The organism is Pseudomonas sp. AKS31 (genome assembly GCF_023634765.1).
Taxonomy (GTDB): domain Bacteria; phylum Pseudomonadota; class Gammaproteobacteria; order Pseudomonadales; family Pseudomonadaceae; genus Aquipseudomonas.
The window spans coordinates 1,333,937-1,354,395 of the sequence record NZ_JAMLFX010000001.1 but is presented as its reverse complement, the minus strand read 5'-3'; the positions used below and the strand labels follow the sequence as shown (position 1 = coordinate 1,354,395).

The 20,459-nt window shown below is 60.4% G+C and carries 23 protein-coding genes and 1 riboswitch; of the genes, 5 read left to right on the top strand and 18 right to left on the bottom strand.

The annotated features are described in order from the left end of the window. Positions 1–58: 58 nt before the first annotated feature. Positions 59–382, bottom strand: coding sequence for an SEL1-like repeat protein (locus tag M9827_RS05950; RefSeq protein WP_250604164.1), 324 nt, complete (start codon positions 380–382; stop codon positions 59–61). 962 nt (positions 383–1,344) lie between these two features. Here M9827_RS05950 and M9827_RS05945 point away from each other — a divergent pair. The 3 genes from M9827_RS05945 to M9827_RS05935 all read left to right on the top strand — a co-directional run bounded on the left by M9827_RS05945 (position 1,345) and on the right by M9827_RS05935 (position 3,745). Then, complete coding sequence (locus tag M9827_RS05945; protein WP_003223079.1) at positions 1,345–1,569, top strand: hypothetical protein; 225 nt, start codon at positions 1,345–1,347, stop codon at positions 1,567–1,569. Between the two features lie 275 nt (positions 1,570–1,844). Continuing rightward, on the top strand, positions 1,845–2,327 hold the full coding sequence (locus tag M9827_RS05940) for a hypothetical protein (protein WP_250604162.1): 483 nt from the start codon (positions 1,845–1,847) through the stop codon (positions 2,325–2,327). A 146-nt stretch (positions 2,328–2,473) separates the two neighbouring features. Continuing rightward, complete coding sequence (locus tag M9827_RS05935) at positions 2,474–3,745, top strand: OmpP1/FadL family transporter (protein WP_250604160.1); 1,272 nt, start codon at positions 2,474–2,476, stop codon at positions 3,743–3,745. A gap of 213 nt (positions 3,746–3,958) precedes the next feature. On the opposite strand, the gene M9827_RS05930 is transcribed toward M9827_RS05935, so the two are convergent. The 14 genes from M9827_RS05930 to cobO all read right to left on the bottom strand — a co-directional run bounded on the left by M9827_RS05930 (position 3,959) and on the right by cobO (position 15,583). Beyond that, positions 3,959–4,519, bottom strand: coding sequence for a glutathione peroxidase (locus M9827_RS05930; protein ID WP_250604158.1), 561 nt, complete (start codon positions 4,517–4,519; stop codon positions 3,959–3,961). A gap of 55 nt (positions 4,520–4,574) precedes the next feature. Then, positions 4,575–4,697 (bottom strand): hypothetical protein, encoded by a 123-nt coding sequence (locus tag M9827_RS27720; RefSeq protein ID WP_268989378.1) that lies wholly within the window; start codon positions 4,695–4,697, stop codon positions 4,575–4,577. Further along, positions 4,694–5,902 (bottom strand): MFS transporter, encoded by a 1,209-nt coding sequence (locus M9827_RS05925; protein WP_250604156.1) that lies wholly within the window; start codon positions 5,900–5,902, stop codon positions 4,694–4,696. Before M9827_RS05925 ends, M9827_RS27720 begins: the two co-directional genes overlap by 4 nt. 53 nt (positions 5,903–5,955) lie before the next feature. Next, positions 5,956–6,360, bottom strand: a complete 405-nt coding sequence (locus tag M9827_RS05920; RefSeq protein WP_007919794.1) for a MarR family winged helix-turn-helix transcriptional regulator — start codon at positions 6,358–6,360, stop codon at positions 5,956–5,958. Between the two features lie 201 nt (positions 6,361–6,561). Further along, positions 6,562–7,293, bottom strand: a complete 732-nt coding sequence (locus M9827_RS05915; protein WP_250604154.1) for an adenosylcobinamide-GDP ribazoletransferase — start codon at positions 7,291–7,293, stop codon at positions 6,562–6,564. 1 nt (position 7,294) lies between these two features. Further along, positions 7,295–7,870, bottom strand: a complete 576-nt coding sequence (gene cobC, locus M9827_RS05910; RefSeq protein WP_250604152.1) for an alpha-ribazole phosphatase family protein — start codon at positions 7,868–7,870, stop codon at positions 7,295–7,297. Beyond that, positions 7,867–8,922, bottom strand: a complete 1,056-nt coding sequence (gene cobT, locus M9827_RS05905; RefSeq protein WP_250604150.1) for a nicotinate-nucleotide--dimethylbenzimidazole phosphoribosyltransferase — start codon at positions 8,920–8,922, stop codon at positions 7,867–7,869. Before cobT ends, cobC begins: the two co-directional genes overlap by 4 nt. Continuing rightward, complete coding sequence (gene cobU, locus M9827_RS05900; protein ID WP_250604148.1) at positions 8,919–9,440, bottom strand: bifunctional adenosylcobinamide kinase/adenosylcobinamide-phosphate guanylyltransferase; 522 nt, start codon at positions 9,438–9,440, stop codon at positions 8,919–8,921. Before cobU ends, cobT begins: the two co-directional genes overlap by 4 nt. 149 nt (positions 9,441–9,589) lie before the next feature. Then, positions 9,590–11,041: a cobyric acid synthase gene (locus M9827_RS05895; protein WP_250604146.1), complete on the bottom strand. Its 1,452-nt coding sequence runs from the start codon at positions 11,039–11,041 to the stop codon at positions 9,590–9,592. Further along, positions 11,038–12,030 carry a threonine-phosphate decarboxylase CobD gene (cobD, locus tag M9827_RS05890; protein ID WP_250604144.1) on the bottom strand — a complete coding sequence of 331 codons (993 nt, stop codon included), beginning with the start codon at positions 12,028–12,030 and terminating at the stop codon, positions 11,038–11,040. The genes M9827_RS05895 and cobD overlap by 4 nt, the downstream gene beginning before the upstream one ends. After that, positions 12,023–12,931, bottom strand: a complete 909-nt coding sequence (gene cbiB, locus M9827_RS05885; protein WP_250604142.1) for an adenosylcobinamide-phosphate synthase CbiB — start codon at positions 12,929–12,931, stop codon at positions 12,023–12,025. The genes cobD and cbiB overlap by 8 nt, the downstream gene beginning before the upstream one ends. After that, positions 12,928–13,578: a 5,6-dimethylbenzimidazole synthase gene (gene bluB, locus M9827_RS05880; RefSeq protein WP_250604140.1), complete on the bottom strand. Its 651-nt coding sequence runs from the start codon at positions 13,576–13,578 to the stop codon at positions 12,928–12,930. Before bluB ends, cbiB begins: the two co-directional genes overlap by 4 nt. Next, on the bottom strand, positions 13,575–14,975 hold the full coding sequence (locus tag M9827_RS05875; protein ID WP_250604138.1) for a cobyrinic acid a,c-diamide synthase CobB: 1,401 nt from the start codon (positions 14,973–14,975) through the stop codon (positions 13,575–13,577). The genes bluB and M9827_RS05875 overlap by 4 nt, the downstream gene beginning before the upstream one ends. Then, positions 14,972–15,583 (bottom strand): cob(I)yrinic acid a,c-diamide adenosyltransferase, encoded by a 612-nt coding sequence (cobO, locus tag M9827_RS05870; protein WP_250604136.1) that lies wholly within the window; start codon positions 15,581–15,583, stop codon positions 14,972–14,974. The genes M9827_RS05875 and cobO overlap by 4 nt, the downstream gene beginning before the upstream one ends. An 81-nt stretch (positions 15,584–15,664) precedes the next feature. Further along, a riboswitch (cobalamin riboswitch) is annotated at positions 15,665–15,890 on the bottom strand. 163 nt (positions 15,891–16,053) lie between these two features. Between cobO and M9827_RS05865 the strand changes: the two genes are divergently transcribed. Next, positions 16,054–16,638, top strand: a complete 585-nt coding sequence (locus M9827_RS05865) for a hypothetical protein (protein ID WP_250604134.1) — start codon at positions 16,054–16,056, stop codon at positions 16,636–16,638. 66 nt (positions 16,639–16,704) lie between these two features. After that, a complete protein-coding gene (locus tag M9827_RS05860; RefSeq protein WP_250604132.1) occupies positions 16,705–18,018 on the top strand; it encodes a PQQ-dependent sugar dehydrogenase in 1,314 nt (437 codons plus the stop codon). Positions 18,019–18,151: 133 nt separating this feature from the next. Here M9827_RS05860 and M9827_RS05855 read toward each other — a convergent pair whose 3' ends face one another. From M9827_RS05855 to hda, 3 genes are all read right to left on the bottom strand, one after another. Next, a complete protein-coding gene (locus tag M9827_RS05855) occupies positions 18,152–18,688 on the bottom strand; it encodes a C40 family peptidase (protein WP_250604130.1) in 537 nt (178 codons plus the stop codon). A gap of 219 nt (positions 18,689–18,907) precedes the next feature. After that, positions 18,908–19,525, bottom strand: coding sequence for a C40 family peptidase (locus M9827_RS05850; RefSeq protein ID WP_007919826.1), 618 nt, complete (start codon positions 19,523–19,525; stop codon positions 18,908–18,910). Positions 19,526–19,739: 214 nt separating this feature from the next. After that, entirely contained in the window at positions 19,740–20,444 is a 705-nt protein-coding gene (gene hda / locus M9827_RS05845; RefSeq protein WP_007919828.1) for a DnaA regulatory inactivator Hda, read from the bottom strand. Between the last annotated feature and the right edge of the window lie 15 nt (positions 20,445–20,459).

Below are 20,459 nucleotides of genomic sequence, written 5' to 3'. Positions count from 1 at the left end.
CACTCCCGCCGATCTTATAAAGCCTGAAGGTTAACCAAGGTGTCAGGTCTTGGACAGCTCAGTCTTCGAGCAGACCGAGTTCCTGCTGCGCACGACGGTCGCCGGCGCGGGCGGCCTGGCGCAGCAGATCCTGACCGATGCGCCGATCCCGAGCGTTACCGCACTCGCGGCACATCAACAGACCGAGACGGCTTTGTGCAGCCACCACGCCTTCACGCGCAGGTTGTTTGAGCAAGCGGCCAGCGAGATGTTTGGCATTGTGACTGTCGCTCAGGCGCGGGCTGTCGAGCAGCCATTCTGCGACGCGAACGGAAAATCGCTTGGGCGGGGTGACAGGAGAAGGTTGTGAGGTAACAGAGTCTGATACTGAGCGAAACTTCATAAAGCACTGTGGGACGAATCGGAAGGCGCGCCACTCTACTCTCTTTTTCTTACAGGTAAAGTCGAAAAACAACCCGGCACGCCCGTCCTAGAGCAAGCGCTCGGGACAATCCACAGAAGCTGTGGATAACTCAGTGGACAACCGTCCTCCAACCGCCGCAAAGCCTTATGGAATGGGGCTCGCAGTCAAACTGACGATTTTTTCACCAACAAAAAAAAGCGATGTTTTTCATTGACTTAAACTTTCGATACAGGCAGCCAGTGGAGTCAGGATCGGTATGACAGTGCCGTTACAGCTTGCGCAACTAATGTGCACAAGTACCTGTTACCCGGTTATATCGATGCGCTTTTTCGGGTCGTTTTGCTAACCGGTCCGGGGATAAACCGGTCTGGCGCGCGGCTTGATGAACACACCGTCACCGACCGACGGTCAATAGCTGCGCCAAATGCGGGCAATTCTGCGAACCTCAAAGCAGACTCAACAGGCGTCTGCAATCTTTTTCTACGCGAAGTTTGCTTTAGCCGTTTCGATCCGTTAGTATCCGCGGCGTTAGTACCAAGCTGAAAGTCAATTCCGGTCGAACACATCCCCACGGTCAACCTTCTACCAAGAAGCCCTACCGAAAAAAGCGGGAACGACCCCTCGATGGTTTCCAGGTAAATCTTGCGACAACACAGCCTTCCAATGATGTGAAGGGTGTTGCGAAGAGCACTTACTCTGACCGAACCAACCTGCAAATTGATCAGGATCTTCACCCCGGGCCCAGAACCTTTGCCCTCGTTGTGATGCCTGCCCTCCTAAGTACCTACCTGCCAGCCCAAGCGCGCCAACTTAATTGCGCTTCAAACTGGCTGCTTTGTTCCAGTCGGGTTCTTCGTTCGACCAATGGTGGTCGACGTTACTGGAACGTTTTAACGTTGCACGGTTCTTATCCGTGTCATTTGTAGGAACACCTAATAACTATGTCTACTCAAATCCACACTCAGGATGCCATTCGCACCCTAACCAACGCTTTTGCACCGATGAACTGCCTGATCATGGCCGCTCGCAAAGGCTGCTTCAGCTTCACCGTCGTCAATGAACACGGGATCGCCCGCCACAGCGAGCGTCTGTACCCCGATCAATACTCCAGCGCCGAACCGCTGCAGGCCGTGATCGACCGTACCCGTCAGGCATTGATTGCCTGAGAGCCGAAAAGGCTGCAAAAGCAAAAGCCCCGCACACAATGCGGGGCTTTTTATTGCCCGATGTTTCACTTTTGGCCTCCAGCGCTTAAGCACCAACCGATATAACGGTTATAACTCGAAGCCGGAAATATTTTAAAAACAGGCCTTTACGTCGCGAATATGACACTACACTTCAACTCAAGCGGCGTGATCCGCTTGCGGCGAGCCTGAACCGATCCACAGCTGCCAAGCCCCCCCTTCAGGACTCGCCATCAATAACAAGAACCGAGGGTTATATGGGTATCGCTGCCAGCGAACTGTGCCGCTACGTGATCCGTCCCACGCTGATTTATCTGGGACGCCACAGCGCGACTGCCGAATCTCTGTTGCTGGGCATTGCCGCCAGCCAGTCAGCCCTGGGTTCCGCCCTGCATGACCGCCGTGGTCACGGCCTCTACCGTATCGCCGAGCATCGCCACCAGGCCCTTTGGGATGATTATCTGGCGCTCGATCCGGAACGCGCCAGCCTGGTTCGCGGCCTCGCCAGTCAGCATGCTTTCCTGACCGGTCCGCACCTGGAACTGACGGTCAATCTGCGTTACGCCACGGCCATTGCCTGGCTGCTGGTAGAAGAACAAAACCCCATCCTCCCCGATTCCAGCGATTTGCTGGGAATGGCGCGCATCTGGCGCCAGACCTTCCAACCCCAAGGTCGTCTGCGCGACTTCACTTACGCCTGGCACACCTGTGTTTCAACGGTGAATCAGGTCGCTTGCTGACCGTCCGGTTTTAAAAGATCTGCCAACAGGCTGCGAATCTGGTCGGATTGTCCTACAAAACCGCTCTAAATCAAGGCATACGAGCTATAGCGCTAGGGCGAAAATGTTGGTAATTTTCGCCCCGGTGATCACCAGGAGTTCTAATAATGAAAAAAGTCATGCTCAAAACCACCCTTAGCCTCGCCGTTACCCTTGCCTCCACTCAAATTTTCGCGGCCGGCTTTGCCCTCAACGAACAAAGCATCAGTGGGATGGGGACTGGTTTTGCCGGGCGATCTTCTTCTGCAGACGACGCAAGTACTGTTTATGGCAACCCTGCCGGCATGTCGCGCATCAAGCGCGAACAAGTCACCGGCGGTGTAGCCGTTGTCGATGCTCATACCGATATCAGCAATACCAGCTCCAGCCCCAACGGCGGCAGCAACAAAGGCGACATGGTGCCTTTGACCGCTGTACCTATGGGCTTCTACGTCAAACCAATTGATGAGCACTGGGCATTCGGCCTCGGCGTTTATGTGCCGTTCGGTCTGATCACTGATTATGAAAACGGCTTTGCCGGCCGTTACTTCGGCAGCAAGTCCGAAGTACAAGTCATTACCTTCCAACCGACCGTCAGCTACGCGTTCAACGACAAAGTGTCGATCGGTTTCGGCCCAACCATCAACCGCATCGACGGTTCGCTGGAATCCAATCTGTCGATCACCCAAGCTTTGCCGGATGGCAAGGTCAAGATCAAGGGTGACGACACTGCACTGGGTTACAACGTCGGCTTGCTCGTACAAGCCACCGACACCACTCGCGTCGGCCTGACCTACCACTCGAAAGTCGACTACAAGCTCGAAGGCAACACCAAGGTCAACTACGGTGCGCTGGCCGCAGTCGGTCTGGGCGCCAGCCAGAAGTACGATGCTTCGCTGAAGATCACCACGCCGGAATCCGTGGACCTGTCGGTCACCCAGGCCATCAACGATCGCTGGAACGTGTATGCCGGTACCACCTGGACCCGCTGGAGCCAGCTGGAAAAAATCACCGTGAAGAACTCCGGGGTACAGCCACTGCTGGCCGGTCAGTTCGGTTCGATCAACGAAGACCAGAACTGGCATGACTCCTGGGCCTACGCCGTGGGTACTTCGTACCAGTTGAACAAGGAATGGGTACTGCGTACCGGCCTGACATTCGACCAGTCGCCAACCAATAACGAAGACCGTTCGCCACGCATTCCGACTGGCGACCGCACCATCTTCAGTATCGGTGCCGGCTGGAGCCCGACTGACGACCTGACCATCGACGTCGCCTACTCCTACCTGAAGGAAGAGTCGGTCAAGATCCGCAACGAAAACAATCGTGGCCAGACCTACGACGCCAAGTATGAAAACTCGGCAAACGGTTTCGGTGTCGGCGCGACCTACCGCTTCTGATGCTGCACGGCGAGGCTGTTCCCTCGCCCACAAAAAAGCCCCGTTCTCTTTGCAGAAAGCGGGGCTTTTTATTGCCTTGAGTTTGCTCACCACCACAACACACTTCCCATGTGGGAGCGAGCCTGCTCGCGAAGGCGGTGTATCAATCAATACACATGTCGACTGGCTGACCGCTTTCGCGAGCAGGCTCGCTCCCACAAAAAGTTCAGCGCATCAGGGCTTCAGCGGTTTCGAGGCGATCGCCTTTTCGATCGCGGCAATAAACTCCGGATCATCCGGCTTGGTCAGGCTGGAAAAATTGGCGATCACCTTGCCCTGGCGATCGACCACATATTTATAGAAATTCCACTTCGGTGCGCTGCTCTGTGCGGCCAGCACCTGGAACAGATGCGTAGCGTCATCACCGCGAACCTTCTGCGGCTCGGTCATGGCGAACGTCACGCCATAGTTGGCGTAGCAGACCTTGGCAGTCTCGGCGCTGTCCTTGGACTCCTGTTTGAAGTCATTGGAAGGCACCCCGAGCATTTGCAACCCTTGCCCTTCGTAGCGTTTATGCAGCGCCTCAAGGCCTTCGAATTGCGGCGCGAAACCGCAGAAACTTGCGGTATTGACCACCACCAACGGTTTGTCGGCGTACTGCTTGCACAGGTCAATGGACTCCTTGGCGCGCAACTTGGGCAGCGAGCCTTGCAGCAATTCGGGACAGTCAGCGGCTTGAGCCAAACCAGTCAACGCCATCAGCAACGCGGGAACAGCACACCAGCGCATCAGCATGTCGAGCATCCTTTAGCAGTCGTTCAGAATTCGACGTTACGCGTCATGCCCGCTTCTAGCAAATGCTCATGCCCAACTGCATCAACGCCAGCCCGCCCTGCTGCCAGCCCCACCACACCAGCGCCAGCAAAGCGGCGCCGAGTGCAGTGATGGCCAATCGTGGCCAGAATCGACTCATGCGCCGCTCGCTGCGGCTTGCAGCCGCGCGACCGGACGCTCACGCACCGGCCAGTTCAGCGCGGCCGCCAGCAGGCTCAGCAGAATTGCCACTTGCCAGATCAAGTCATAACTCCCGGTTCGGTCATACACCACCCCGCCCAGCCAGCCACCAAGAAACGACCCCAACTGGTGGAAGAGGAATACGATGCCACCCAGCATGGACAGGTTTCGCACCCCGAACAAGGTCGCCACCGTACCGTTGGTCAACGGCACCGTCGACAGCCACAAGAAGCCCATGGCCATGCCGAACAGGTACGCCGAGGTAGTCGTCACCGGCAGCCACAGAAACAGCACGATCACCACTGCGCGCAACAGGTACAAGCCCGTCAGCAAGCGTGGTTTGGACATGCGCCCGCCGAGCCAGCCGGCGGTATAAGTGCCGAAGATATTGAACAGCCCGATCAACGCCAGCACCGTGGTACCGACACTGGCCGGCAGATGCTGATCGACCAGATACGCAGGCAGGTGCACACCGATGAACACCACTTGAAAACCGCAGACGAAAAAGCCAAATGCCAGCAGCCAGAAGCCGGAATGCGAACAGGCTTCACGCAGGGCTTCGGAGAGGGTTTGTTCATGGCCGAGCACCGGCAGCGGCTTGTCCTTGAGCATGCTTACCAGCGGCACGATCAGCGCCACCAGCAGGCCCAGGACCAACAACGCCGCCGACCAGCCGAGCCAGCCAATCAGACCGAGCGTGCCCGGCAACATGGCGAACTGGCCGAAAGAGCCGGCGGCGCTGGCAATGCCCATGCCCATGCTGCGTTTTTCCGGCGGCACCGCGCGGCCGACAACGCCGAGGATCACCGAGAACGAGGTGCCGGACAGACCGATACCGATGAGCAGACCGGCGCTCAGCGACAACGTCACCGCCGAATCCGACAAGCCCATGCACACCAAACCCGCCGCGTAGAGGACCCCACCGACGAGCACCACTTTCGCCGCACCAAATCGGTCAGCGAGCGCCCCGGTGAACGGCTGCGCCAGGCCCCAGATCAAGTTCTGCAGGGCGATCGCGAAAGCAAACACCTCACGCCCCCAACCGAACTGCGCGCTCATCGGTGACAGAAACAGGCCGAAACCGTGCCGCACGCCCAATGACAACGCCAGAATCAGCGCACTCCCCAGCAACACCCAACCGCACGTACGCCACATCGATGTCATTGTTATTCTCCGCTTGCGGGTATATACCCGCTTGAATCTGGAAAAAACCGGCCTCAGGCCAGTTCATCCAGCAATCTGAGCAAGGTTTCACGCTTCTCGGCGCCCAGTCGGTCGATCAACCGCTGCTGCGCCGCTTCCCAGGCCGGCAGTGCCGCAGCCAGGCGTTGCACACCGGTCTCGGTAAGTTTGACGATGCGGTTGCGCATGTCCTCGCCTTCGGCCAGCGCCACCAGCCCCTCGCCTTCGAGCACGCGCAGATTGCGCCCGAGGGTGCTGCGGTCCAGACCCATCGCCTCGGCGAGTTCGGAAATACTCGGTTGATCCAGACGCTGCAGATTGCACAGCAAAGAATACTGGGCAACGTTGATCCCGAAGCCGTCGAGAGCGCCGTCGTAATGCCTGCTGACGCCACGCGCGGCGCGACGCAGGTTGGTGCACAAACACTGAGAAGGAAGCATGATGCGTGTATATACCCGCGACTGTGTTAAATCAAGTTACAGATGAGTTTACCCGTAACATTTGTGATGCCTGACAAACCGCTATCGCTGGCAAGCCAGCTCCCACAGGGTTCAATAGCGCCCACAAAATCTACGATCCAATGCAAAACCTGTGGGAGCTGGCTTGCCAGCGATAAGGCCAGCACATCCAGCGACAATCTCTCAGATCAAAACCCATCCAACCAACACCACCATCTCCAGCAATTCCAGCAACGCCCCCGCCGTATCGCCGGTTGTCCCGCCCAACCGCCGCATCATCACCTGCCGCAACCAGACAAACACAACAACCGAAATCAGCAACGCAACGACAGCCCCGAAACCGGTGATCAGCAAGCAGGCCAGCGCACTAGCGCCCAGCACCCACCAGCCGGCCTTGCGCGGCAAATGATCCGCCAACGCCTGCCCCAACCCACCTGCACGCACATACGGCGTGGTCAGAAAAAGTCCGAGCAACGCCGCCCGCCCAAGCAGCGGCACAATGATCAACGCCAATTCTTGCCCTTGCTCGATCAGCGCCAGCAACGCCGCAAACTTGAGCAGCAACACCAACACCAGCGTCACTACCGCAATCGGCCCGCTGCGCGGGTCTTTCATGATCGTCAACGTACGCTCGCGATCACCAAAACCGCCGAGCCAGGCATCGGCGCTGTCGGCCAGACCATCCAGGTGAAGTGCACCGCTGAGCAACACCCACACCGTCAGCAACAACGCTGCATGCAGCAGCAACGGCGCCCCCGCCAACGCCAGATTCAGCGCCCACAGGATCAGGCCAAACAGCAACCCCACCAGCGGATAAAACAGCAGCGATCGCCCAAGCTGTTCCGGCTCAGGCATCCCCGGCAGGCGAATCGGCAGACTGCTGAGAAATTGCAGGGCGATCCACAGCGGCAACATGTCAGTGACCTTCCTTGAGTGAAGCGTCAGCCTCGACCGTCAGCGCAAACAACGCGCCGTGGGCAACTTCGACATTGAGCAACTGTTCGCGCGGCAACCCTCGCGCCCGCGCCAGCAACAAGCGCATCACACCGCCGTGACTGATCAGCAACACCCGCTCGCCGGCATAGGCGCGGTGCAGGCGTGCAACCGCTGCCAACACCCGAGCGGAAAACTCGCTGACCGGCTCACCCTGCGGCGGCGTGAACGAATACGGATCGGCCCAGAACAGCCCCAAGGCCTCGGCGTCCGTCTCCATCAACGCCGCTGCGCTCTGCCCTTCCCATGCGCCGAAATGCAGCTCCTGCAGATCCTTGTCCAGTTGCACCGCGAGATTCAGATGTTCGCCCAGCTCGGCGGCGAAGCGCGCACAACGCTGCAACGGCGAGCTGACGATTCGATCCCACGGCCCGCCCTCTCCCACCGCCGCACGCATCTGCGCCCAGCCCTGTTCGGTCAGTGCATCGTCGAGGCTGCCGCGCAGGCCACCGCCGAGTTCAGTTTCACCATGACGCAGCAGATCCAGGTGCAGCGTCATGCCGGACGATCCGCCACTGCCGCTTCGGCGAACGTCGCCATCTGCCCGTGCAGATCACAGGCCAGACGCAACAGCGGCACCGCCAACGCGGCGCCACTGCCCTCGCCCAAACGCAGACCGAGTTCCAGCAACGGCTCAGCTTTCAGCGTTTCCAGCACATGGCGATGGCCCGGCTCGGCGCCCCGGTGACCGAACAACAACCACTCGTGGCAGTCCGGATTCAAGCGCACCGCAACCAGCGCAGCGACCGTGCAGATAAAGCCGTCGACCAATACCGCAACACCTTCTTGAGCCGCCGCCAGATACGCGCCGACCAGCGCAGCGATTTCAAAACCGCCGAGATTGAACAGGGTCTGCAAGGCATCGCCACGTTGCGCGGCGTGCAACGCCAATGCGCGCTCGATCACTTGCGCTTTATGGCTGACGCCTTCGGCATTCAGCCCGGTGCCGGGACCGGTCAGGTGTACCACCGGGCAATCGAGCAAGGCACAGGCCAAGGCGCTCGCGGCGGTGGTGTTGCCAATGCCCATTTCGCCACCGATGAACAACTGTGCGCCTGCAGCTTTCGCCCGCAGCAGACTTTCGCGACCGGCCTGCAATGCCTGCTCGCCTTGCGCCTGGGTCATCGCCGCACCCTGGACGAAGTTGGCCGTGCCCGGGCCGATGTTCAGGTGACGCACACCCGCCAGGTTCAGCGCCGGATGCACCGTGCCCAGATCAACCACTTCCAGCTGCGCACCGAGCTGCCGCGCCAGCACGCTGATCGCCGCACCGCCGCTGACAAAGTTGAGCAGCATCTGCCCGGTGACTTCCTGCGGGAACGCCGAAACACCTTCAGCGACCACGCCGTGATCACCGGCAAAAATCGCAATCCAGACCTGCGCCAACGTCGGTTTGACCTGGCCTTGCAGACCGGCCAGTTGCACCGCGACCGATTCCAGACGCCCCAGCGAACCCGCCGGTTTGGTCAGTTGCTGTTGCCGCGCCGTCGCTTGTTCAACGACGTTGAGATCGACCGGCTTACACGGGTTCAGCCACCAGGTTTGAGTCATAACGCAGGTCCTTTCAGAGTCAGGGGCAGGCCGGCGACGGTCAGGACAACACGCTGACAGCGCTCGGCCAGAGCTTGATGCAGCCAACCGGCTGCGTCGACGTAGCGGCGAGTCAATTCGCCCAGCGGCACGACACCCATTCCGGTCTCGTTGCTGACAAAAATGATTTCCCCCGGCAAGGACGCCAGGCAGTCCAGCAAGGCCTCACGCTCGGCGGCCAGGCGTTCGGCGTCATCGAGCATCAGCAGGTTGGTCAGCCACAGTGTCAGGCAGTCGACCAGCAGGCAACGCTCGGCGCTGGCGGATTCGCGCAGGACGCGGGCCAGCTCGAGCGGCTCTTCGATGAGCGCCCATTCGACGGGACGGCGCGCGCGGTGGTGGGCGACGCGGTCGTTCATCTCGCCATCAAGGGGTTGACTGGTGGCGATGTAGGTCACGGCGAGTTGGCTGTCGCTGGCGAGTTTTTCCGCCAAGCGACTTTTGCCGGAGCGGGCGCCGCCGAGGATCAGTTGGAGCATGGGTTCATCCAGAAAGATGTCTAGTGAGGCGGCCGCCGCCTTCGCGAGCAGGCTCGCTCCCACAGGGTTATGAGTGGTGCTCAAATTTTATGGCTAACCGCATTCACTGTGGGAGCGAGCCTGCTCGCGAAGAGGCCCATACAGCCACCTCAAATCCCACAGAGCTGACGCAATAATCCGGTATCCAGATGCCTTTCCACCAGATCCGCCAAGCGCTCGATATCGCGCTCGCGCAAGCCGTGATAATCCACCTGCTGTACATCGCTCAACCCGGCCCAGCGCAACAGCGCCGCACTCGCCGCCGGCGATTCGAACACGCCATGCAGATAGGTGCCGAACACCTGTCCGTCAGCACTCAGCGCGCCGTCGCAACGACCGTCATCAAGATGCACCGCTGGGTTTTCCAGCGCCGGCCCCGTGGTCACGCCGGCATGAATTTCATAGCCACTGACTTCGGCATCTTCCAGCGCCAGCCGTCCACGTACATTGCGCAACTGCTTTTCGGCTTCAAGCGTGGTGTCGAACGTCAGCAAGCCCAGACCGGCACTGGAGCCGGGAGCACCTTCAAGGCCAAGCGGGTCATGCACCTGCTCACCGAGCATCTGCAGACCGCCGCAAATCCCCAGCACTTTGCCGCCGTAACGCAGATGCCGATTGATCGCGGCATCCCAGCCATTGGCGCGCAAATAGGCCAGATCGCTGCGCACGCTTTTCGAGCCCGGCAGGATGATCAGGTCGGCAGCAGGAATCGCCTGCCCCGGGCCGACGAATTGCAGATCAACCTGCGGATGCAGGCGCAGCGGATCGAAGTCGGTGTGGTTGCTGATGCGCGGCAGCACCGGCACCACCACTTTCAGCACTTGTTCGGCCTTGTCGGTCTGGCGCTGATCGATGCCGTCCTCGGCCTCCAGATGCAGGTCCATCACGTACGGCAACACGCCGACCACCGGTTTGCCGGTGCGCTGTTCGAGCCAGTCGAGGCCCGGTTGCAACAAGGCGATGTCGCCGCGAAACCGATTGATGATAAAACCTTTGACCCGCGCCTGTTCGCTTGGCGACAGCAGCTCAAGGGTGCCGACCAGATGGGCAAAAACCCCGCCGCGATTGATGTCGGCAATCAGCAACACCGGGCAATCTACCGCCTCGGCAAAGCCCATGTTGGCGATGTCGCCAGCACGCAGATTGATCTCGGCGGGTGAGCCCGCACCTTCGACCATCACCAGCGGATACGCGGCACTGAGTCGTTCATGAGAAACCAGCACCGCTTGCATCGCGATGGTTTTGTAGTCGTGGTAGGCAACGGCGTTCATCGTGGTGACGGCACGACCATGGATGATCACTTGCGCGCCAGTGTCGCTATTGGGCTTGAGCAGCACCGGGTTCATGTCGGTGTGCGGTTCGAGATGAGCGGCTTGCGCCTGCACCGCTTGCGCGCGGCCAATCTCACCGCCATCAGCGGTCACGGCACTGTTGAGCGCCATGTTCTGCGGCTTGAACGGTACGACCGCCACACCCTGACGAGTTGCCCAGCGGCACAGTGCCGTCACCAGTGTGCTTTTGCCGGCGTCGGAAGTGGTGCCTTGCACCATCAGGGTGGTCATGGGTGGTCCTTGGCGAAGGCTATCAAAGCCTGTTCAAGACGCGCCTCTTCGGCCGCATCGGCGGGCAGGCCAAAACGCAGGCTGCTGTTATGAGTGAAAATGCGCAGGAGAATGCCGCGACGGGCCATGAACTCGTGCAACGCTTCGGCGTGCTCGGTGATCAGCCACTGGAACAGCGCGCAACCGCCCTGGGACTTGAAGCCATAACGCTCCAGCAGCGCCGCCAGCCGCTCACTGGCTTCATCGCTGCGAATCCGTTGGCGGGTGTGACCGTCGGTGTCTTGCAGACACGCCTGGCCCAGCACACGCGTCGGCCCACTCACCGCCCATGGCCCGACCTGTTCGGCGAGCAGTTTGAGTAACTTGCGCTCGGCCAGCACAAATCCCAGTCGCACCCCGGCCAGCCCGAAAAACTTGCCGAATGAGCGCAATACGATCAGCCCGACTTGATGTGCATGGGGCGCCAGACTCAACTGCGGCGTGTTGTCCATAAAGGCCTCATCGACCACCAGCCAGCCACCGCGCCGAGCGAGTCGCGCGTGCCAGTCGAGCAGGCGTGCCGGGGTCAGACTCAGGCCGGTCGGGTTGTTCGGGTTGACCACCACCAGCACGTCGAGGCTGTCGAGAAAGAACTCGACTTCCTGCTCCAGCACTTCGCGCACGATGTAACCGCTACGGCGCCAGGCTTCGGCGTGTTCGGCATAACACGGCGACAACACGCCGACCTTGCCAGCGCGGCGCAAACGCGGCAGCAACTGGATGGCCATCTGTGAACCGGCCACCGGCAGCACCTGCGCGGCGCCGTAGTAATCGCACGCGGCTTGCTCCAGACCGTCATCGGTTTCCGGCAAACGCGCCCAGGCGCGCAGCGGGATGTCCGGGATCGGGAACGGCCACGGTGCGAGGCCGCTGGACAAGTCCAGCCAATCAGCCTCGGCAATGCCGTAATCGAGTGCAGCCTTGCGCAGCCGGCCACCGTGTTCAAGCATAGAATTCAGCCCCCACGCAGAGAATCAGCAGCCATAACCATACCCCGCGCTGGACCAATTGCCAGCCACGGTCGATGGAATCGGCATCCGCTGGAACGCCTTCGCCGAGTTGCGGACGGTCGTGAAGCTCACCGTGATAAATCGCCGCCCCCCCCAATTCCACGCCCAGCGCACCGGCCCCGGCAGCCATCACCGGCCCGGCGTTGGGGCTGTCCCACTGCGGCGCCTGGGTGCGCCAGCACTTCAACGCGAGTCGGGTTTTGCCCAGCAGAGCGTAGGTCAATGCCACCAGACGCGCAGGAATGTAGTTCAGCACATCGTCGATTTTCGCCGCCGCCCAACCGAAACGCTCAAAGCGTTCGTTGCGATAACCCCACATCGCATCCAGCGTGTTGCTCAGACGATAAAGAACCACGCCCGGTGCGCCGGCCACGACAAACCAGAACAACGCGGCAAACACCGCATCACTGCCGTTTTCGAGCACCGACTCAGTGGCGGCGCGGGCGACGGCGGTGCTGTCGAGTTCATCGGTCTGGCGGCTGACCAGATAGCCGACACGCTTGCGCGCCTCGTCCAGATCATCCGCGCGCAATGCGGCGGCCACCGGAGCGACATGCTCACCAAGGCTGCGCATGCCGAGGGCGCAATACAGCGCGAGAATCTCGACGATCCAGCCCACGTATGGCGCCCAGGAAAACGCCGTGGCGAGCAAGGTCAGCGGCAGCACCGCGATCACCCACGCAGTGACGCCGTGGCTGCGCCAGCCACGGCCACCAGCGTTGAAGCGTTGCTCGATGCGCCCGGCAAAGTTGCCGAACGCCACCAGCGGATGCCAGCGTTTCGGTTCACCGAGCAGCGCATCCAGCGCCACGGCGGCGACACTCAACAACGCCACACTCATTGACTCACTCCCCAATAATTCTCAAACAGCAACTCATTGAGCGGACGCGCCTGCGCCCACCCTTCGAGTACCAGCATCGGCGCCGGATAGAATTCCTTGACCGGGCCCAAGCATAAAACCGCCAGTGGCTTGGCGCCCTCGGGCAGCTTCAGCAGATCCGCCAGCGCTTGCGGCTCGAACAGCGAGACCCAGCCCATGCCCAGGCCTTCGGCGCGCGAAGCCAGCCACAGATTCTGGATCGCGCAGGACAGTGAGGCCATGTCCATTTCCGGCAATGTACGGCGACCGAAAATGTGCTTTTCGCGATCATCCATCAGCGCGGCGACCAGTACTTCGGCGCAATCATTGATGCCTTCAACCTTGAGTTTCATGAACTCGTCGCTGCGCTCGCCGAGGGCTTCAGCGGTGCGGATGCGCTCTTCTTCCACCAGATTCCGGATCTGCCCGCGCAGGCTTCGGTCGCTGATGCGGATGAAACGCCATGGCTGCATCAGGCCGACGCTTGGCGCTTGGTGGGCAGCTTCGAGCAGACGGCGCAGCAGTTGCGGCTCGACGGTGCCACCGGTGAAGTGGCGCATGTCGCGACGTTCGGCGATGGCTTTATAGACGGCTTGGCGCTCGGCTTCGGAGAATGCGTTGTCGGTCATGGCCCCATCGCTGGCAAGCCAGCTCCCACAGTGGGCGGTGTAATGCCTGACGAAATGCAATTCCCTGTGGGAGCTGGCTTGCCAGCGATGACGGCCTCAAGGACAGGCGCAAACAACGCAGCGACAGCCACAGGATTCGACGGAAAATAGAAGTGCACATAAGAAGCCGTCATCCGCCCCTCACGATAAACCGCCTCGGCACCCCGCCCACCATTCGGGCTCAAGCCACGGGCAATCGGCGTCAGCTCAGTGGTGGTCAGCGAATGGTGATAAGTGTGCCCGCGCAACGAACCTTCCGGCAGATCGACCGCTTGCAGCGCTAACGCCGCCAAACGCTTCTGCATCACCGCATCGCCCTTCAGCAGCCCGACCAGTTCGGCGCGAGTGCCCTCAACGTCAGTCAAAGAATCGAGCAGATACAACATGCCGCCACACTCGGCGAGCAACGGTTTGCCCGCCGCGTGGTGCGCGCGAATCGCCTCAAGCATCGCGGTGTTTTGCGCCAGTGCAGCGTGGTGCAATTCCGGATAACCACCGGGCAGATACAGACTGTCCGCCTCCGGCAATTGCGTGTCGCGGATCGGCGAGAAGAAACTCAACTCGGCGCCCATCGCGCGCAACAGATCGAGGCTCGCGCCGTAGGTGAAGGCAAACGCCTCATCGCGGGCGACGGCAATTCGCACATTCTGCAGCAGCGGCTCGACAGCGATGATGTCCGGCGCGGCGAACTCCACGGCCGGTGGCAGCGCTACCTCGCAACTGCTGGCCAATGCATCGGCGGCGGCGTCGAGACGCACATCCAGATCATTCAATTCGCTGGCCTGCACCAGGCCGAGATGACGACTCGGCAGCTCGATGCCCGTCTCACGGGACAACGCGCCATACCAACGCAAACCTTCGGTGAGGCTGCCTTCGAGCAACTGCGCATGACGCAAGGTGCCGACACGATTGGCCAGCACGCCGGCAAACGGCAGATCCGGCTGATACTTCGCCAGTCCCAGCGCCAACGCACCAAAGGTCTGCGCCATCGCCGTCCCATCAATCACGCCAAGCACCGGCACACCAAAATGCCGCGCCAGATCAGCGCTGGACGGCGTGCCATCGAACAGGCCCATCACGCCTTCGATCAGAATCAGGTCCGCCTCGGCGGCGGCTTCCCACAACAGACGGCGACTTTCCTGCTCGCCGACCATCCACATGTCCAGTTGATACACCGGCGCACCGCTGGCGCGCTCAAGAATCATCGGATCGAGAAAGTCCGGCCCGCATTTGAACACGCGCACCTTGCGCCCCTGATTGCGATGCAAACGGGCGAGCGCGGCGGTGACGGTGGTCTTGCCCTGACCGGAGGCCGGCGCGGCGATGAGGACCGCCGGGCAGTGACGTGGTTGATTCAAAGTTCGACGCCTTTCTGCGCTTTGATGCCGGCCTGAAAGGCGTGCTTGAGCATGCCCATTTCGGTGACTGTGTCACCCATCTCGATCATTTCCGGCTTGGCCCCACGACCGGTAACAACAACGTGCTGCATCGGCGGACGCGCCTGCAAATCGCTGAGCACCTGATCGAGATCGAGATAACCGTGCTTGAGGGCGATGTTCAATTCGTCGAGCACCACCAGACCGATCGACGGATCGCGCAGCAATTCGCGGGAGACGGCCCACGCGGCTTCGGCGGCAGCAATGTCACGCTGGCGATCCTGGGTTTCCCAAGTGAAGCCCTCGCCCATCACGTGAAAACGCACTTGCTCGGGGAAGCGGCGGAAGAACAACTCTTCGCCAGTGCTGTTGCGCCCCTTGATGAACTGCACCACGCCGCACTGCATACCGTGGCCCATGGCGCGCGCAAGCATGCCGAACGCCGAGCTGCTTTTGCCTTTGCCGTTGCCGGTCAGCACCAGCACCAGGCCGCACTCGTCGGGCGAGTTGGCAATGCGTTCGTCGATCACGGCTTTTTTGCGCTGCATACGCGCCAGATGGCGCTCGTCGCGCTCGGGGGAATCAGTCATGGGGGAGCTCTCCGTTGAGGCTGGATAACGGCGGGCAGGCACAAGAATAGACGGCAAAAAGCCTGGCATCGCCCACCGTGATGCCGCTGGATGAATCAGGCCGGTCTCCGGGCTCATGAGTGGCGTATGCCGGACCGCGCGCCTTCCCGCTGTTGAGCAGTGGCATTCGACGCAGTTTTCACTCATTTACCGTTGCGGGGGCAGCGCCGGGATCGTGGTGGTTCTTCGCATGAAGACAACCCTCACCGGCTTCCCTGTTTCACTCTGTCGACACCGGTCACAGAGCACCTGAAACAAGCCGCGAAGGTTAGAGGGTTGGGGGTGGAGCGTCAATTAAAGAGGCCGCCACAGGGCGAATAACTGCCGTCGATCAATTATCTGACGCCAATCTTGTGCCACACTGATACAAATGATATCAAAGAGCCATGCTTTTCTCGAAAAGCCCACGACAACAATAAAGGATGATGACGATGCAAGGCATGATCATCAGCAACCCGCGCCTGGAATTCCTGCGCCCGGTGCTCGAACGCTGGTTTGACTGTATCGACCGCTACAACGCCGTGCGCGGCGACAGCGACACCCCTTACTGGCACGACGAGAAAGCCAATCTCGGATTGCTCTCGGCCGCAGCCTGGATGGCCGAGCTGGTCACGTTGAACGACACTGCCACGCGCAAGCAGAACGAAGAAGGCGAACGCAATGCCCGCGCCGACCTGTTTATCGCCGGCGCCGAAGATCGCGCCTTCATTCAGGCCACGCAACGCTGGCCACGGGTCACGAATCTCAATCTGACCCAAGCGCTGCTGGACATCACCAACGACGCCAAACGCATCAGCTACGCCAGCGACCTCAAGCTCGGCTGCCTGTTTGTCGCGCCGCAGAAAGCCCAGCACAGCGCCAGCCCCGAAGAGCTGCAAGACATGGTCGACGACCTGCAAAAGGAACACACCTGCGCCGTCGCCTGGTATTTCCCCTATGCCTACCGCAAATTACGCAGCGAAGCCGGCAACTATCACCCGGGCATCGCCGTGCTGTTCAAGGAAGCCCGCGGCTGAGCAGTTGAACCATCGGGCTTGCGCCCTCCTCTATGATTAGGAATGCATTCATAGGGAAGATCAGCAATGCGCAAGCCCCAGCTCGTTTTTGTCATCGCCTTCGCCGGAGGTCTCGCCGCTTGCGGTGAATCCTCCAGCCTGCAAGTCTCCGACGGCACCGGCCCGTCACCGAAACTGCCCGAACCGAACAAGACCCTGATCCCGACAGTGAACATCGCCCCGGCGATCGGCTGGCCCGAGGGCGGCAAACCGACCGCCGCAGCCGGCACCCAAGTCGCAGCATTCGCCGAAGGCCTCGATCACCCACGCTGGCTCTATGTGCTGCCCAACGGCGATGTGCTGGTGGCGGAAACCAATGCCCCGCCGAAGCCTGATGACAGCAGCGGCATTCGTGGCTGGGTGATGAAGAAGGTCATGGGCAAGGCCGGCGCTGGCGTGCCGAGCCCGAACCGCATCACCCTGCTACGCGACGCCGATCATGATGGCGTCGCCGAGACCCGCACAGTGTTTCTGCAGAACCTCAACTCGCCGTTCGGCATGACTCTGGTCGGCAACGACCTGTACGTCGCCGATACCGATCGCCTGCTGCGCTTCAACTACGAACCCGGCGCGACCGAGATCAAGTCGCAGCCGATCAAGGTTGTTGATCTGCCGGGCGGGACGCTGAATCACCATTGGACCAAAAACGTCATTGCCAGCAAGGACGGCAGCAAGCTGTACGTCACGGTCGGCTCGAACAGCAACGTCGGCGAAAATGGTCTGGACAAGGAAGAAGGCCGCGCGGCGATCTGGGAAGTCGATCGGGCGACCGGCAATCACCGCATCTTCGCCTCGGGCATCCGCAACCCCAACGGCCTGGCGTGGGAGCCTACCAGTGGCGCGTTGTGGACAGCGGTCAACGAGCGCGACGAGATCGGCAGCGATCTGGTGCCGGACTACATCACTTCCGTGAAGGACGGTGGCTTTTATGGCTGGCCTTTCAGTTATTACGGTCAGCATGTCGATGTGCGCGTTACACCGCAAAACCCGGACCTGGTGGCCAAAGCGATCGCCCCGGATTACGCGGTCGGGCCGCACACCGCCTCGCTCGGCCTGAGTTTTGCCGAGGGCAACAGCTTGCCGGCGCAGTTCAAGGAAGGTGCATTCATCGGCCAGCACGGCTCATGGAACCGCAAACCGCACAGTGGCTACAAAGTGATTTTCGTGCCGTTTACCGGTGGCAAGCCGAGTGGCAAACCGGTGGATGTGCTGACCGGGTTCCTCGACAAGGACGAGAATGCACTCGGCCGCCCGGTGGGCGTGGTGATCGATCAGCAAGGTGGCTTGCTGGTGGCGGATGATGTTGGCAATAAGGTGTGGCGAGTGTCGGCCACGAAGTGATGCTGAATGTGACCTGAAACAACTGTGGGAGCAAGCCTGCTCGCGAATGCGGAGTGTCAGCCTCCATTGAGTTGACTGATACACCGCTTTCGCGAGCAGGCTCGCTCCCACATTAGGATTGCTGCGATTTTTACTATGGGTTATGCGCCAGATGCTCAGGCTGCAACACCCGCTTCGCACTCAGATACGCCTTCTGCCAATACGCCTTCGACAGGCTGTCCAGCTTCACCGTGCCCCCCGTGGCCGGCGCGTGTACAAAGCGCCCCTCCCCGACGTAAATCCCCGCATGACTGACCTGCGAGCCGCCATTGGTGGCGAAGAAGATCAGGTCGCCGGTCTGCAGACCTTCCTTGCCGACATTCGGCGCCTGCATGACGATCAGCTCGCGCGTGGAGCGCGGCAGCGAAATGCCCGCCGCGTCACGGTAGACAAAACCGATCAAGCCGCTGCAATCGAATCCCGAATCTGGCGTATTGCCGCCCCAGCGATACGGCGTGCCGACCAGGCCAAGCGCGCGAAACAGCACGTCTTCAGCAGCAGGCGAAAAAGCTTGGGAGGGCCCGAATACGACCGGAGCGCGAACCACCGGCGCAGGTGGCGGTGTACGACTGGCACAGCCGCTGAGCAGCGCTGCGAAGAGCATCAAGGTGAGGCGGGCCGACATCGTCATAAGCAGAACATCCTGATCTGGCTGCGGCTTTTTCTGCCGATGGACAGAAAACAAAACCGCCTGCGTAAGCACGCAGGCGGTTTGCCATCAATATAGATTCAGGATTCTAGCGGCTACGCGGCAAACTTCAAGTAAGACTTTAACTTCACCTTGTAAAGTCTAGGTCTACTCCGTTAGCGGGAGCCTGATTGTCGCCGCGAGCGCAGCGACATCGGGGAATTACTTGCGAGCAGTGACTACCGTCGGAGCGTTGGCCAGAGCGCGTTTCGCTTCGATGAAGGTCTTGCTCCAGTAGCTGTCACCCAGGCTGTCGATGCGAACACCGCCGCTGCGACGACTGCTGGAGTGGATGAACTGGTTGTCACCGAGGTAGATCCCGGCGTGACTGACACGACCGCGACGACCGTTGGTGGCGAAGAACAGCAGATCGCCCGGCTCAAGGTTGCTGCGCGACACCAGCGGCGCATCAACGTTGATCATTTCGCGGGTCGAGCGTGGCAGGTTCATGCCAGCTTCTTCGCGAAACAGGTAACCGATGAAACCGCTGCAATCGAAACCGGCTTCAGAGGTCCCGCCGAAACGGTAACGGGTACCGATCAGGGACATGCCGCGTTCGAGGATGCTGTCGGCCAGAACAGGAAGCTGATAAGGCTTCTTGCCATTGAATTCGTTGAGTTCTTTTTCGGTGTCCAGCTCTTCCTGATAAATAACGGAAGACTGGGCCGTTGCAGAATTTTTAACCTGTTGAGGCTGCTCTTGAACTGGAGAATGAGCAGCGCAACCGTACAACAGGGTGACGAGTGCGAGAGGCACGAGGGGTGCGAAGCGCTTTAGCATGGGCACGACCGTGGCTGATAGTTGTAAAGAAGCCGAGACTATGCCCGCTATCAACCTCATTTGCAAATTCAATCGATCTTTTTGTGACTTCTCGGTTTCTCGTTTACATCTAAGCGCTTAAGCCCATTTGAACCGATACGCGGCCTGTACACCGTGCAGGAAAGCGGATTTTCTGGCGCCTGAAATATGCCAAAACTCGCTGAAAGCCGCGCCGTTACCAGCCCAGCGTTTCTTTCAGGAAGGGGATGGTCAGCTTGCGCTGAGCCTGCAACGAGGCCTGATCGAGCTGTTCGAGCAAGTCGAACAACGCACTCATGCTGCGGGTGCCGCGAGTCAAAATAAAATGCCCGACTTCGTCGGTGAGGTGCAAACCGCGACGAGATGCGCGCAATTGCAAGGCGCGCAGCTTGTCTTCATCGGAAAGTGGGCGCATCTGGAAAATCAGCGCCAGAGTCAGGCGCGACTTCAAGTCAGCCAGTTTGACCGGCAATTCACGCGGAGAGGTGGAAGCGGCGATCAGCAGACGCCGACCGCTGTCCCGCAGACGGTTGAACAGATGAAACATCGCCTCTTCCCAGTCAGCCTTGCCGGCAATTACCTGCAAGTCATCCAGGCAAACCAGCTCGTACTGTTCAAGGTTGTCGAGGATTTCGACACCGCGATCCATCAACTCGGCCAACGGCAAATACACCGCCGGCTCGCCCATCTGTTCGAAACGCAAACATGCAGCCTGCAACAGATGCGTACGCCCTACGCCGTGTTTGCCCCACAGGTAGATCAGGCTTTCTGTCCAGCCAGCGTCGGCTTCGCATAGACGCTCGACATAGCCGAGTGCAGCGGCATTGGCGCCTGGGTAGTAGTTGATGAAGGTGGCGTCGTCACGCAGACGCACACCTAGGGGCAGCTGAATCGGTTTCATGCTGACTGAACAGTT

Coding starts and splice junctions, on each gene's coding strand:
- cobD (WP_250604144.1), bottom strand. CDS start 12,030: ATGCTTGAACACGGTGGCCGGCTGCGCAAGGCTGCACTCGATTACGGC.
- M9827_RS05915 (WP_250604154.1), bottom strand. CDS start 7,293: ATGTTGCCGCTGTGGATCGCCCTGCAATTTCTCAGCAGTCTGCCGATT.
- M9827_RS27720 (WP_268989378.1), bottom strand. CDS start 4,697: ATGAGTCGATTCTGGCCACGATTGGCCATCACTGCACTCGGCGCCGCT.
- M9827_RS05940 (WP_250604162.1), top strand. CDS start 1,845: ATGGGTATCGCTGCCAGCGAACTGTGCCGCTACGTGATCCGTCCCACG.
- M9827_RS05950 (WP_250604164.1), bottom strand. CDS start 382: ATGAAGTTTCGCTCAGTATCAGACTCTGTTACCTCACAACCTTCTCCT.
- cobU (WP_250604148.1), bottom strand. CDS start 9,440: ATGCTCCAACTGATCCTCGGCGGCGCCCGCTCCGGCAAAAGTCGCTTG.
- M9827_RS05855 (WP_250604130.1), bottom strand. CDS start 18,688: ATGACGATGTCGGCCCGCCTCACCTTGATGCTCTTCGCAGCGCTGCTC.
- hda (WP_007919828.1), bottom strand. CDS start 20,444: ATGAAACCGATTCAGCTGCCCCTAGGTGTGCGTCTGCGTGACGACGCC.
- cobT (WP_250604150.1), bottom strand. CDS start 8,922: ATGACTCAAACCTGGTGGCTGAACCCGTGTAAGCCGGTCGATCTCAAC.
- M9827_RS05920 (WP_007919794.1), bottom strand. CDS start 6,360: ATGCTTCCTTCTCAGTGTTTGTGCACCAACCTGCGTCGCGCCGCGCGT.
- M9827_RS05895 (WP_250604146.1), bottom strand. CDS start 11,041: ATGACCACCCTGATGGTGCAAGGCACCACTTCCGACGCCGGCAAAAGC.
- M9827_RS05850 (WP_007919826.1), bottom strand. CDS start 19,525: ATGCTAAAGCGCTTCGCACCCCTCGTGCCTCTCGCACTCGTCACCCTG.
- M9827_RS05925 (WP_250604156.1), bottom strand. CDS start 5,902: ATGACATCGATGTGGCGTACGTGCGGTTGGGTGTTGCTGGGGAGTGCG.
- cbiB (WP_250604142.1), bottom strand. CDS start 12,931: ATGAGTGTGGCGTTGTTGAGTGTCGCCGCCGTGGCGCTGGATGCGCTG.
- M9827_RS05945 (WP_003223079.1), top strand. CDS start 1,345: ATGTCTACTCAAATCCACACTCAGGATGCCATTCGCACCCTAACCAAC.
- M9827_RS05865 (WP_250604134.1), top strand. CDS start 16,054: ATGCAAGGCATGATCATCAGCAACCCGCGCCTGGAATTCCTGCGCCCG.
- cobC (WP_250604152.1), bottom strand. CDS start 7,870: ATGACGCTGCACCTGGATCTGCTGCGTCATGGTGAAACTGAACTCGGC.
- cobO (WP_250604136.1), bottom strand. CDS start 15,583: ATGACTGATTCCCCCGAGCGCGACGAGCGCCATCTGGCGCGTATGCAG.
- bluB (WP_250604140.1), bottom strand. CDS start 13,578: ATGACCGACAACGCATTCTCCGAAGCCGAGCGCCAAGCCGTCTATAAA.
- M9827_RS05935 (WP_250604160.1), top strand. CDS start 2,474: ATGAAAAAAGTCATGCTCAAAACCACCCTTAGCCTCGCCGTTACCCTT.
- M9827_RS05930 (WP_250604158.1), bottom strand. CDS start 4,519: ATGCTGATGCGCTGGTGTGCTGTTCCCGCGTTGCTGATGGCGTTGACT.
- M9827_RS05860 (WP_250604132.1), top strand. CDS start 16,705: ATGCGCAAGCCCCAGCTCGTTTTTGTCATCGCCTTCGCCGGAGGTCTC.